Annotated in this window: 10 protein-coding genes; 3 read left to right on the top strand and 7 right to left on the bottom strand. The window is 68.8% G+C overall.

The window, feature by feature from the left end:
- Positions 1-306: 306 nt before the first annotated feature.
- Together E3O62_RS04765 and E3O62_RS04770 are read left to right on the top strand one after the other, a co-directional pair.
- Positions 307-2,826 carry an RNA helicase gene (locus E3O62_RS04765; RefSeq protein ID WP_241973325.1) on the top strand — a complete coding sequence of 840 codons (2,520 nt, stop codon included), beginning with the start codon at positions 307-309 and terminating at the stop codon, positions 2,824-2,826.
- A gap of 39 nt (positions 2,827-2,865) precedes the next feature.
- Complete coding sequence (locus E3O62_RS04770) at positions 2,866-3,915, top strand: Gfo/Idh/MocA family oxidoreductase (protein WP_134397717.1); 1,050 nt, start codon at positions 2,866-2,868, stop codon at positions 3,913-3,915.
- 98 nt (positions 3,916-4,013) lie between these two features.
- On the opposite strand, the gene E3O62_RS04775 is transcribed toward E3O62_RS04770, so the two are convergent.
- From E3O62_RS04775 to E3O62_RS04790, 4 genes are all read right to left on the bottom strand, one after another.
- Positions 4,014-4,505 (bottom strand): LysM domain-containing protein, encoded by a 492-nt coding sequence (locus tag E3O62_RS04775; RefSeq protein ID WP_134397718.1) that lies wholly within the window; start codon positions 4,503-4,505, stop codon positions 4,014-4,016.
- Between the two features lie 75 nt (positions 4,506-4,580).
- Positions 4,581-5,954, bottom strand: coding sequence for an L-serine ammonia-lyase (locus E3O62_RS04780; RefSeq protein WP_134393853.1), 1,374 nt, complete (start codon positions 5,952-5,954; stop codon positions 4,581-4,583).
- Positions 5,955-5,996: 42 nt separating this feature from the next.
- Entirely contained in the window at positions 5,997-6,515 is a 519-nt protein-coding gene (locus tag E3O62_RS04785) for a CoA-binding protein (RefSeq protein WP_370448886.1), read from the bottom strand.
- Between the two features lie 119 nt (positions 6,516-6,634).
- Positions 6,635-7,927 (bottom strand): O-acetylhomoserine aminocarboxypropyltransferase/cysteine synthase family protein, encoded by a 1,293-nt coding sequence (locus E3O62_RS04790; RefSeq protein WP_134397720.1) that lies wholly within the window; start codon positions 7,925-7,927, stop codon positions 6,635-6,637.
- A gap of 120 nt (positions 7,928-8,047) precedes the next feature.
- Between E3O62_RS04790 and E3O62_RS04795 the strand changes: the two genes are divergently transcribed.
- A complete protein-coding gene (locus E3O62_RS04795) occupies positions 8,048-9,223 on the top strand; it encodes an FAD-dependent oxidoreductase (protein WP_134397721.1) in 1,176 nt (391 codons plus the stop codon).
- Between the two features lie 56 nt (positions 9,224-9,279).
- On the opposite strand, the gene E3O62_RS04800 is transcribed toward E3O62_RS04795, so the two are convergent.
- From E3O62_RS04800 to E3O62_RS04810, 3 genes are all read right to left on the bottom strand, one after another.
- A complete protein-coding gene (locus E3O62_RS04800) occupies positions 9,280-10,272 on the bottom strand; it encodes a YeiH family protein (RefSeq protein ID WP_134397722.1) in 993 nt (330 codons plus the stop codon).
- A gap of 127 nt (positions 10,273-10,399) precedes the next feature.
- Entirely contained in the window at positions 10,400-11,500 is a 1,101-nt protein-coding gene (locus E3O62_RS04805) for an acyl-CoA desaturase (RefSeq protein ID WP_134393848.1), read from the bottom strand.
- Between the two features lie 182 nt (positions 11,501-11,682).
- A complete protein-coding gene (locus E3O62_RS04810) occupies positions 11,683-13,170 on the bottom strand; it encodes a dolichyl-phosphate-mannose--protein mannosyltransferase (protein ID WP_134397723.1) in 1,488 nt (495 codons plus the stop codon).
- Between the last annotated feature and the right edge of the window lie 25 nt (positions 13,171-13,195).

Raw genomic sequence — 13,195 nt, forward strand, 5'->3', positions numbered from 1 at the left:
CCAGTGCGGCGGCCACGCCGGCCGTGGCGGGCCGCCCGAGCCGTGCCGAGGCCGATCGGGCCGGCGGCCCGGGCGCGGGAGGCGTCGGCGACGTCGGAAGTGAGGACGAGGAAACGTCGCGGCTGGCCATGTCGCCAGCCTAGATTTGCGGCCTGTGAGTCCTCCGCAATGGCCCGTGACGGCCGCGGTGATCGGACATATCGTCCCTGTGTTCACGCTCAGCCGGAGGAGAGACCCTGCTCGGTTCCGACCCGGCCGCCGGGCGCGGAGCGGATGCCCAGTGGAATAGGGCAGGATCGAAGGATCATGGCAACTCTCACCGCCCTCCCGCATGTCACCGATCCCGATGTGCTGTTCGAGGCCTTCGAAACGTGGGCGGGGGAGCAGGGTCTGTCCCTGTATCCCGCGCAGGAAGAGGCCCTGATCGAGATCGTCTCCGGGGCGAACCTGATCCTCAGCACCCCGACCGGCACCGGTAAGTCCCTGGTCGCCGTCGGTGCGCACTTCGCCGCGCTCTCGGCCGGCAAGCGCACCTTCTACACGGCGCCGATCAAGGCCCTCGTCAGCGAAAAGTTCTTCGCGCTGGTGGAGATCTTCGGCGCCGAGAACGTGGGCATGATGACGGGGGATTCCTCGGTCAACTCCGACGCCCCGATCATCTGCTGCACGGCGGAGATCCTGGCCAACCTCGCCCTGAGAAACGGTGCGGACACTCCTGTGGACCAGGTCGTGATGGACGAGTTCCACTTCTACGGCGACCCCGACCGCGGCTGGGCCTGGCAGGTGCCGCTGCTGCTCCTGCCCGGGGTGCAGTTCATCCTCATGTCGGCGACCCTCGGCGACGTCACGTTCATCGCCGACGACCTCTCGCGCCGCACCCGTCGGACCACCGCGGTCGTCACGGGCGTGGAGCGCCCGGTGCCGCTGCACTACTACTACGAGACCACGCCCGTGCACGAAACGGTGGAGGAGCTACTGAAGACCGGGCAGGCTCCGATCTACATCGTGCACTTCGCCCAGGCGGCCGCGCTCGAACGGGCTCAGGCCCTCAGCAGCGTCAAGGTCGCCACCAAGGAACAGAAGGAGGCGATCGCTGAGCTGATCGGCGAGTTCCGCTTCACCACGAGCTTCGGCAAGACCCTGTCCCGGCTGATCCGGATGGGCATTGGCGTGCACCACGCCGGTATGCTGCCCAAGTACCGCCGCCTGGTCGAGCAGCTCGCCCAGCGCGGCCTGCTCCGCGTAATCTGCGGCACCGACACCCTCGGCGTGGGCATCAACGTGCCGATCCGCACCGTGCTCTTCACCGCACTCACCAAGTACGATGGCGTCAAGATGCGCCAGCTGAACGCCCGCGAATTCCACCAGATCGCGGGCCGCGCGGGCCGGGCCGGCTATGACACGGCCGGCACCGTCGTCATCCAGGCGCCCGACCACGAAACCGACAACCTCAAGGCCATCGAGAAGGCCGGCGACGACCCTAAGAAGAAGCGCAAGATCATCCGCAAGAAGGCGCCCGAGGGCTTCGTGTCCTGGGGTGAGCCCTCGTTCCAGCGGCTTGTGGCGGCCGAGCCGGAAACGATGCACTCGAGCATGCAGATGACCGCGGCGATGCTGATCAACGTCATCGGGCGCGGCGGCGACGCGTTCACCCACGTCCACGACCTGATCTTCGACAACCACGAACCCTGGAATCGCCAGCTCGCGCACGCCCGGCGTGCCCTCGGGATCTACAAGACCTTGCGCGCGGCAGGGATCGTGGAGCAAAGCGCGGCCGGGGACATCCGTCTCACCGTCGACCTGCAGCCCAACTTCGCCCTCAACCAGCCACTGTCGCCGTTCGCGCTCGCCGCGTTCGACCTGCTCGACGCCGACCCCGATGTGGCCGGCCCCGGCAGCGGCCACTACGCCCTCGACATGATCTCCATCGTCGAGGCCACCCTCGACAACCCGCGCCCGGTGCTGATGGGCCAGCAGTTCGCGGCCCGCGGCGAGGCCGTGAACGCCATGAAACGCGAGGGCATCGAATACGACGAGCGGATGGCGCTGCTCGAGGAGATCACCTGGCCGAAGCCGCTCGAGGAGTTGCTGCACGTCACCTTCACCACCTACAAGGAATCCCAGCCGTGGATCGCCGACTTCGAGCTCAGCCCGAAGACGGTCGTGCGGGACATGTACGAGCGGGCCATGTCCTTCGGTGAGTTCGTGGCCTTCTACAAGCTCGCCCGCAGCGAGGGCGTCGTGCTCCGCTATCTCTCGGATGCGTACCGGGCCGCCCGGCAAACCATCCCCGACGACGCCAAGACGGAAGACCTGCTCGACCTGATCGAGTGGCTGGGCGAGCTGGTGCGCCAGGTCGACTCGAGCCTGCTCGACGAGTGGGAGGAACTCATCCACCCGGACCTCGCCGTGCACTCGGATGCTGCCCAGTCGGTGCTGCCGCCCGCGCCCCGCCGCCTGACCACCAATACCCGCGCGTTCCGCATCCTGGTGCGCAACGAGCTCTTCCGCCGGGTGCAGCTGGCCGCGCTCGAGAACTACGACGCGCTGGGCGAGCTCGACCGGGAACACGGTTTCCACACGGATGCCTGGGTCGATGCCATGGACGGCTACTTCGCCGAGCACGACGAGCTGCTGACCGGGGCGAATGCGCGCAGCGCGGACCTGATCATCTTCGACGAGGGCGCATCCGTCTGGACCGTGCGGCAGATATTCGACGACCCGGCGGGGGACCACGATTGGGGCATCAGCGCCACGGTCGACCTGGCCGACTCCGACGAGCTGGGCGCCGCCGTCGTGCGCGTCACCGGCGTCGACCGGCTGTAGCGGGCCGGGCGGAGGCCGCACCGGGAGTACCGTGGGAGCATGACGCAGTCGCCAGCATCCGTCGCCCCAATCCGCACCGGACTGATCGGGTTCGGCACGTCCGGACGCGTGTTCCACAGCCCGCTCCTCGCCGCGAACCCCGAGTTCTCGCTCGACCTGATCGTCACCCGCGACCCCGTGCGGCGAGAGCAGGCCGGTGAGCGTCACCCGGGGGCGCGCCTGATGTCGACCGCCGAGGACCTGTTCGCCGCCGCGGACGACCTGGACCTGGTCGTGATCGGCTCACCGTCGGGCACGCACGTCGAACTCGCCCACGCCGCCCTCGACGCCGGGCTCGCCGTGGTCGTCGACAAGCCCTTCTCGGTGACGGCCCGGGACGGCCGCGGCTTGATCGAGAAGGCTGTGAGCCTCGGCCTGCCGCTCACCGTGTTCCAGAATCGGCGCTGGGACGGCGATTTCCTCACCCTGCGCGGCCTAGTCGCCGCGGGGGCGCTGGGCGATGTGCGCCGGTTCGAGTCCCGGTTCGAATGGTGGAAGCCGGAGCAGACCAAGTCGTGGAAGGTCGGCGCGACCATCCAACAGGGCGGCGGGGTGCTCTTCGACCTCGGCGCCCACCTGATCGACCAGGCCCTGCAACTGTTCGGCCCGGTCGACGACGTCTACGCGGAGACCCTCATTCGACGCCCGGGTGGGGCCGCCGACGACGACACCTTCGTGGCGCTGCACCACGGGTCGGGGGTGCGCTCGCACCTGTGGATGAACGGGATCGCCGCCCAGGTCGGCCCGCGCTTCCACGTCCTCGGCTCCGAGGCGGGCTACACCAAGTGGGGCCTCGACGGACAGGAGACCGCCCTCGGGGCGGGTGCCCGACCGACCGACCCGGGTTTCGGCGTCGACCCGGAGTCCGCCTGGGGCGTGCTCGGACGGGACGGCGCGCTGACCCGGGTGCCGACCGAGCGCGGCAACTATGCGGCGTTCTACACCGGTCTGGCCGACGCGATCCTGCGTGGGGCGCCGATCCCGGTCGACCCGCGGGACTCGCTGCGCACGATCACCCTGATCGAGCGCATCAACCTGCTGACGCACTAAGGCACATGCGTCCCGGCCCCGCCGTTACGGCGGCCACAATCTCCGTCGAATTCGTACCGGAGCCGTAGCGAGACGCTGGGAACGTACCCCCGAGCGCGCTACCCGGTGGTTGTCCAGTCGAGGTTGATCACGTCCCGGATGTAGATATTCTCACCGAGACCCGACACCGACGGATTCATGCGCAACAGCTGCTGCACCGGTAGGTCGAAGCGCTGCGCGATGGCGAAGAAGTCGTCGCCCTCCAGCACGGAGTAGCTGGTCGGGGCGCCCGCACCATCGGTGACCGGGGCGCCGGTGGCCCCCGTACTGGCGCCAAGGTCGACGGCCGGGCCCTCGGGCAGCGGCTCCACGGGCACGGCATCGGCGTTGGGCGTGATAGTCGGATTCGGCACAACCGGGGCCTCGGGCTCGGGGGGCGGCGTGGGGGTGGGTGTGGGAGTCGCAGTGGGCGTCGGCGTGAAGGTGACCGTCGCGGTGACCACCGGAGCCGGGGCGCCGGCGCACCCGGTGAGGCCGAGCGGGAACAGCAGCATGGCGGCCAGAGCGACCCGCGCCCGGACAGGAGTGGTTGTCGGTCGCGCAGAATTCATCGGATGTCCCCCTCGCAGAAAGTTCCGTTCGTGCCCCCGAGCGGATGCGTCCAGCTTAGGGCGCGAGTGGCGATGTCAGCATTCGATCACGTTGACGGCGAGGCCACCCTCGCTGGTCTCCTTGTACTTGGTCGACATGTCCAGGCCGGTCTGGCGCATGGTTTCGATCACGGCGTCGAGGGAGACGAGGTGCGTGCCGTCGCCGTGCAGGGCCAGTCGGGCCGCCGACACGGCGGTCGACGCGGCGATGGCGTTGCGCTCGATGCACGGCACCTGCACGAGCCCGCCGACGGGGTCACAGGTGAGGCCCAGGTGGTGCTCCATCGCGATCTCGGCCGCGTTCTCCACCTGCCGCGGCGTGCCGCCGAGAACGGCGCAGAGTGCGCCGGACGCCATGGCGCAAGCAGAGCCGACCTCGGCCTGGCAGCCGCCCTCCGCCCCGGAGATGGAGGCATTGGCCTTCACGAGCGAACCGATGGCGACGGCGGTGAGCAGATAGCGACGGATTCCCGCGGCATCCGCCCCGGGCACGAAGCGCAGATAGTAGTGGCCGACTGCGGGGATGATGCCGGCCGCGCCGTTGGTGGGGGCGGTGACCACGCGGCCGCCGGAGGCGTTCTCCTCGTTGACGGCGAGGGCGAATGCATGCAGCCATTCGGTCGAGGTGTCGCGTTCACGCAACGGCAGCCGGTCATATTCCTCTAGCTGCATGCGCACGGCCGCCGCGCGGCGCTTGACCTGAAGGCCGCCGGGGAGGGTTCCGGTGGCCGCGAGCCCGGACTCCACGCAGTCGCTCATGGCGTTCCAAATTGCGTCGAGGCCGACGTCGAGCGTCTCGGTCCCGTGGATCGCCTCCTCGTTGGCGCGGGCGATGTCGCAGATGGCGACGGCGTAGAGGTCGCAGAGGGCGAGGAGTTCGGCGCTGGAGGAGTACTGCCGCGGCTGTGGCACGGCACTGCTCGGACCGATCGGGTCGCCGTCGCGCCGGATGAAGCCGCCACCGATCGAGTACCAGGTCTCCTCGAGCAGGGGGACGGCGTCGTGCCCCCAGGCCGTGAGGGTCAGCGCGTTGGGGTGGCCGGGCAGCCGGGTGCGCGCCTCGAAGGCCACGTCGTCCTTTCGCACGGGGATGGCATGGCTGCCGCCGAGCATCAGCACGGCGTCGTCGGCCAGGCCGGACCAGGCGGAGCGCACGTCATCCGGGTCGCAGGTCTCGGGGCGGAGCCCGGAGAGGCCGGCCAGGACTGCGTCGGGCGTGCCGTGGCCGAGTCCGGTCGAGCCGAGCGAGCCGTAGAGCGAGCAGCCGATTCGGGCCACGTCGGCGAGTAGTCCGGCATCGCGAAGGTGGTCCGCGAAGGTGAGCGCCGCCCGCATCGGGCCCACCGTGTGGGAGCTGGAGGGGCCGATGCCGATGGAGAAGAGGTCGAGTGCCGACACATACGCAGTCATCCGACCATCGTAACCGTGCCGGGGTTTCACCCCGGGGACGGATCAGCGGATGGTTTTGCGCGCCGTGATCTGGCCGGTGTCGAACCCGAGGAGGTGCAGCCCGCCGTGGAACCGGGCGTGCTCGATCTTGATGCAGCGGTCCATCACCACGGTGAGTCCCTGCGATTCGCCGTATTCGGCGGCCTCCTGGTTCCAGATGCCCAGCTGCACCCAGACGGTGGGCACCCCGATTGCGAGCACCTCGTCGATCACGGCCGGGATGTCGCCGGCGCGACGGAACACGTCGACGATGTCGGGCACCTCGGGCAGCGACGCGAGGTCCGGGTAGGCCGTCTCGCCGAGGATGGTCTTCGCGTTCGGGTTGACGAAGTAGACCCGGTAGTCGCTCGACTGCTTCAGGTAGGTACCGACGAAATAACTGGAGCGGGCCGGATTCGGCGACGCGCCGACGATGGCGATGGACTTCGCCGCCCGCAGGATCTTCAGCCGGGCCTTGGCGTCGGGACCCACCCAGGTGCGCTGGGATTTCAGCAGCTTCGCGAGGGGGGAACCGGTGGGCACTGAGCAACTGAGCCCATTGGCGAGGTGCACGGTGTCGTGCGCGGTAGCATCCGTGACCGGTGCGGCGTCGCTGTCGGGGGTGGCGCCGGGGGCGGCGTCGATGTTCACGTGGTGCTCGCTCATCTGGTCCCCGCAATCCGGCCAAGGGCCTGGTCGAGGTCGTAGATGATGTCCTCGACGTCTTCGATGCCCACGCTGATGCGGACCAGGCCGGGCAACACGCCGGCGTCGGCGAGCTGGGTCTCGTTCAGCTGAGCATGGGTGGTGGAGGCCGGGTGGATGACCAGGGTCTTGGCGTCGCCGATGTTGGCGAGGTGGCTGGCCAGGTCGACCGATTCGATGAAGGTTCGCCCGGCGTCACGGCCGCCCTTCACGCCGAAGCTGAAGACCGATCCGGGGCCCTTCGGCAGGTATTTGAGGCCGCGGTCGTAGTGCGGGTGGGCCGGCAGCCCGGCCCAGTTGACGTACTCGATCCGGGGATCGGCGTCGAGCCACTCGGCCACCGCGCGCGCGTTGTCCACGTGCGCCTGCATCCGGAACGGCAGTGTCTCGACGCCCTGGGCGAGCAGAAACGCGGAGTGCGGGGAGAGGGCCGGGCCGATGTCGCGCAGCTGCTCGGCGCGCAGGCGGGTGAGGAACGCGTACTCGCCGAAGTTGCCGGCCCACTCGAGACCGCCGTAGCTGGGCACCGGCTGGCCGAACAGCGGGAACTTGTCGCTGTGCCAGTCGAAGCGTCCACTCTCGACGACGACGCCGCCGAGAGTGGTGCCGTGCCCGCCGAGGAACTTGGTGGCGGAGTGGATCACGATATCGGCGCCCCATTCGATCGGCCGGGTCAGGTAGGGCGTGGCGATGGTCGAGTCGATCACCAGGGGGATCCCGGCCGCGTGGGCGACGGCGGCGAGACCCTCGATGTCGGCGACCTCGCCGGAGGGGTTGGCCACCGTCTCGGCGAAGATCAGCTTGGTTTTCTCGGTGATCGCGGCGGCGTAGTCGGCCGCGTCGGCGCTGCGCACGAACGTCGTCTCGACCCCGAACCGGCGCAGCGTCACGTCGAGCTGGGTGATCGAGCCGCCGTAGAGGTTGGCACTGGAGACGATGTGGTCTCCCGAGCCGGCGAGGCTGGCGAAGGTGATGTACTGCGCGGACAGGCCGCTGGCGGTGGCGACGGCGCCCAGCCCGCCCTCGAGGCTGGCCACGCGCTCCTCGAAGGCCGCCACGGTCGGGTTCGCGAGACGGGAGTAGACGTTACCGTACTTCTGCAGGGCGAAGCGGGCGGCGGCATCCGACGCGTCATCGAAGACGAATGCGCTGGTCTGGTAGATCGGCAGGGCCCGCGCGCCGGTGACGGCGTCGGGGATGTTCCCAGCGTGGATTGCCCGGGTCTTGAAACCGTACTCGCGATCAGCCATGGCCTTACGTTAGCGATGATCGCCGGGGAGACGGGACACGGGCGTAACAGTGCGAAACGGATGCCGACTCGCGGCCGCCCCGGTGCCCGCGCCTGCCGCCCGGTCGGGCAGGATAAGGGCATGGAAGAGCGCGTGGAGACGGTCGTCATCGGCGGCGGGGCAATGGGGTCGGCGACGGCCTGGCAGCTGGCGCGGCGGGGCCGGCCGGTCACCGTGCTGGAGCGGTTCACGCCCGGGCACCTCAACGGTGCCTCGCACGGCGCCTCCCGCAATTTCAACACCGCCTACGCCGAACCGACCTACGTGGCGATGCTTGCCGAGGCGTTGTCGCTCTGGCGCGAGCTGGAAGCCGAGACGCAGAGCACACTCCTGAGTCAGGTCGGCGTCGTCAATCACGGGGCGAATCCGTCGTTCGACCGAGTGGCGGCAATGCTGGCCCGGGTGGGCCTTTGCGCCGAGTTCCTCACGCCGGAGGCCGCAGCCGAACGCTGGCCGGGAATCCGCTTCGACGGCCGGGTGCTGTTCGCCCCCGACGCCGGCCGGGTGAACGCGGATGCCGCGGTGACCGCCCTGCAGACCGCCGCGGCCACCGCCGGGGCCGACGTGCGGCACGGCATCCGCGTGCAGCGCCTGGAGGTGCAGGGCGACGACCGGGTGCGGGTGACCCACGAGGCCGGCACGATCATCGCCCGCCGCGCCGTCGTCACGGTCGGCGCGTGGACCAGCGCACTGCTGGCCGGGGTGATTCCGATTCCGCGCCTCACGGTGACGCAGGAGCAGCCGGCGCACTTCGCCTTGCGCGACGCCTCCCCGGCCGCCGCCGCACACGCCGAGACCGAGTGGCCCGGCTTCAACCATGCGCCCGCCTGGTCCGACCCGCGCTACGGATACTGGTACTCGCCGGTCTATGGCATGTACACGCCCGGCCAGGGGATCAAGGCAGGCTGGCACGGCGTGGGTCCCGGCACCGACCCCGATGCGCGCAGCTTCCAGCCCGAGCCCGTTCAGCTGGCTGCCCTGGCACGCTATGTGCGCGAATGGCTGCCCGGCGCAGACCCCGACACGCTCGACCCGGTCAGTTGCACCTACACGACCACGGCCGACGAGGACTTCGTGCTCGACCGGGTGGGCCCCGTGATTGTGGGGGCCGGCTTCAGCGGCCACGGCTTCAAGTTCACGCCGACGGTCGGGCGCATCCTCGCCGACCTGACCACGGGCACCGCAGCCGCTCCGCCGCGGTTCGCCCTGCACCGGGCGCCGAACGCCGCGGCCGGGGGCTGGCTCTCCCGCCGCTGAGCGCCACCGCGCTGATCGGCGTCGAATTCGTTCGGGACGAAGCCGCGGACACCGGCTCAGGGCAGCTGCACGGCGGCGAAGGCGAGGGTGGCGATCAGCGTCCAGGAGGTCAGCCCCACGAGGAGGGCCCTGCCTCCGGTGCGCAGGATGGAACCGAGGTTCACGGCGGCGCCGAGCCCGAAGAGCGCGGCCGCGAGCAGGTAGGTCTGCACGGTGTCCGCGCCGGCCAGCACGGTGTCCGGCAGCGGGACGAACGTGCGCACGAGAACGGCGGCCAGGAAACCGGCCACGAACAGGGGCACGAGCGGTGGGCGGGACGCGGGGGCATCCGTCACCGTGGCGACGCGCGTCTCGCGGCGGCGCTCGCCGACGGCGACGACGGCGACGATCGGCGCGAGTAGCAGCACCCGGGTGAGCTTCACGACGACGGCCACGGCCAACGCGGCGGGCCCGGCGATCTGCGCGGTCGCGACGACCTGGCCGACGTCGTGCACGCCGGCGCCGACCCAGTGCCCGAACTGCAGATCGGTCAGACCGAGCGGATGCCACAGCACCGGCAGCACCGCGATGGCCAGCGTGCCGCAGAGGGTGACCAGGGCGATCGGGGTGGCGGTGTCGACATCCTTCGCCTTGACCACCCCGCTCATCGCGCCGATCGCGGACGCCCCGCAGATGGAGAAGCCGGTGGCGATCAGGATCGGTTGGCGGCCGGGCAGGCGAACCGCGCGCCCGAGCCAGTAGGTGCCGACGAAGGTGATCAGCACGATCAGGACGGTGGTCATGATTGTCACCCAGCCCAGGCCCAGAATGTCCACCAGGCTCAGCTTCAGGCCGAGCAGCACGATGCCGATGCGCATGAACCGGGTGGCCGCGAGCTTCAGGCCCGGGGAAAGGACTCCCGTCAACGCACGGTGGGCGACCGGGAGATTACCGGCGACGATTCCGAAGGTGACAGCGAGCGTGAGCAGCGGCAGGGCGGGGAAGACCGCGTGTACGATTCCGGCGAGCAGCGCGGCCGCGGCCGCGACCAGCACACCGGGCAGCCACATGCCATCGAGTTTACGGCCAGCTTTGCCTGCGGCGGGCCTGCTACCCGTAGCCGATCCATGAGAAAAGCCCCTCTCCCGCACGGGGACAGGGGCTGTGCTCACGGCTTGTCGGGGTGCGTCAGCCGATCTACCGGTGGTGGAAACGGGCGACCATCGGGCAGTCGAACGGGTCGCGAGCGCCGAGTCCGACCTTGTTCAGGTATGCGATGACGATGCCGTAGGACTCGAAGAGAGACGTCTCCGTGTAAAGGATGTCGTGCGTCTTGCAGTATTCCTTGGTGATCTCCTGGGCCTTGCGCAGGTGCGGCCGGGCCATGTTCGGGAACAGGTGATGCTCGACCTGGTAGTTGAGCCCGCCCATGAACGTGTCCATGAACGTGCCGCCGCGGATGTTTCGGGAGGTGAGCACCTGCCGGCGAAGGAAGTCCACTTTGCTCTCGTGGGGGAGCTGCGGCATGCCCTTGTGGTTCGGCGCGAAGGACGCCCCCATGTAGACACCGAAGACGGCCAGCTGCACGCCGATGAACGCGAACGCCATGCCGACGGGGAGGAAGTAGAAAATCGCGGCGACGTAGAGCACGATGCGGGTGGACAGCATACTGATCTCGAGCCAGCGCTTGTCCACCTTCTTCTTGCCGAAGACGGTTTTGAAACCCTGCACGTGCAGGTTGAACCCCTCGGCCATCAGGAGCGGGAAGAAGAGATAGCCCTGCTTGCGGGTGACGAACGAGCCGAGCCAGCTGACCTTCGCTGCGTCCTCTTCCCGGAAGACGATGAAGTCGGGGGCGATGTCCGGGTCCTTGCCGATGACGTTCGGATTAGCGTGGTGACGACTGTGCTTGTTCATCCACCAGGCGTAGCTGATGCCGACGAACAGGTTGGCGAGGATGCGCCCGGCGCGGTCATTCGCGCGGCCGCCCTCGAACACTTGGCGGTGCGACGCCTCGTGGGCGAGGAACGCGTACTGGGTGAGGATGATGCCGAGCACGCCCGCGACGATGAGCTGGTACCAGCTGTCGCCGAGCAGCACGAACGCGGTCCCGGTTCCCAGGGTGGCGAGCACCAGCATGGCGAAGACGAACCAGTAGAAACCCGTGGCACGCTTCAGCAGGCCAAGGTTGCGCACGGTGTGCAGCAGCGATGAATACTCGGTGGTGGGGTTTTTCGAATCGCCACCCGGGCGGGTCTTGACAATGCGCACCGTGGGTGCGGCAACAGCTTCCGACATGAGGCCTTTGGTTTGTATCCGGACTTCTCAGTCGGTGATAGAGCAAACACTCGTAGAACAGATACTCATATCCTATGGGCCGGACCCCTCGGACACGGGTGCTTTCACACCGCTTTCCCAGTCGCTATATGCCCACAGGGGCATATAGCTGGCTATCAGTTTCCCGGAAAAGCACGTGCAAATCAGCGCCAGCTGGGAAGCCAGATGTGCAGTTGCCAGAACGTAAACGGGGTCTGGATGCCCGTCCAGAGCGGGTAGAAATACGCGCTGAGGAGCGCGGCCGCCACCAGGAAGCCCAGCACGACCCAGCGTGCCCGGGGGAGGAGGAGACCGAGCACGAAGGTGAGGCCGAGGAGCAGATAGGGCTCGAACGCGATCGTGTAGAACTGGAACACCGTGCGGTTCAGATACATCAGCCACGGCAGGTAGCCGGCGACCAGCCCCATCAGGATCAGGCCGACCTGCCACTCGCGGTAGCGCGCCAGCCGGTACACCAGGTAGAAGGTCGCGGCCGTGGCCGCCCACCAGATCAGCGGGTTCGCGATTCCGGTAATCGCCTCGGAGCAGGTGGCGACGTCGCATCCGTTCTCGCCCAGCGCCGATCCGCGGTAGTACATGCTGGTCGGGCGCACCATGAACAGCCAGGTCAACGGGTTCGCCTGATACGGATGCGGCGTGGAGAGCCCCACGTGATAGGTGTAAGCCGCCACCTGGTAGTGCCAGAAGCTTTGCACCGAGTCGGGAATCCAGGCGAGGGCGCCGGTCCACGCGGCCTCCGGCGTAGTGGCCCAGTCGCGGTAGTAGCCTCCCCGGGTGACGAACCAGCCGGTCCAGGCGGCCAGGTAGGTGGCGACGGCTACCGGCACGATCAGCAGGAAGGTCGCCGGCGCCTGCTTGAGTACGGCGGCGCTGAACCAGAACGGAAGCCCGGCACGGCGCCGGGCGAGGGCGTCGACGAGAACAAGGTAGACGCCGAAGGCGGCGAGGAAGTAGATGCCCGACCACTTGACGCTGCAGGCGAGCCCGAAGGCAAGGCCGGCCGCGAGCAGCCAGGGCCGCCGCCACAGGGTCGGACCCCAGCCCGGCTGCCGCCCGGCCTCACGCTCCTGGACCAGGAGAGCAGACAGCCTGATGGCGTGCCGGTCCCGGTCGAGCAGCACAGCGCCGAACCCGAGAAGTGCGAAGAACATCACGGAGTTGTCCAGCAGGGCCACGCGCGACATCACGATGGCGTTGCCGTCGATGGCGAAAAGGAACCCGGCGATCACGGCCAGCACGGTCGACCCGAACAGCTTCTTCGCGATCAACATCAGCAGCACGACCGCCAGCACACCGATCAGGGCGGTGGCGATCCGCCAGCCCCAGCTGTGTTCGGGGCCGACGAGGGCCATACCCAGTGCGATCAGCCACTTGCCGAGCGGCGGATGCACCACGAACGACGGGTCGGACAGGAAGACATCGGTCTGCCCGGCGGCGAAGAGGGCGTCCGCCCCCTCGGGCCAGGTCGACTCATAGCCGAGGTTGTTGAGAGTCCACGCGTCTTTCACATAGAAGGTTTCGTCGAACACCAGCGAGCGCGGCACGCCGAGATTCCAGAGTCGCAGCACCGCCGCGAGCAGGGTCACCGCCAGCGGCCCGGCCCAATGGAAAACGCGGCTTGTCGGGAACACGTGACCATCGTAGTGAGCCGGGGCT

The sequence above is a fragment of the Cryobacterium sp. TMT2-15-1 genome (genome assembly GCF_004402345.1).
In the GTDB taxonomy this organism is placed as follows: Bacteria; Actinomycetota; Actinomycetes; order Actinomycetales; family Microbacteriaceae; genus Cryobacterium; species Cryobacterium sandaracinum.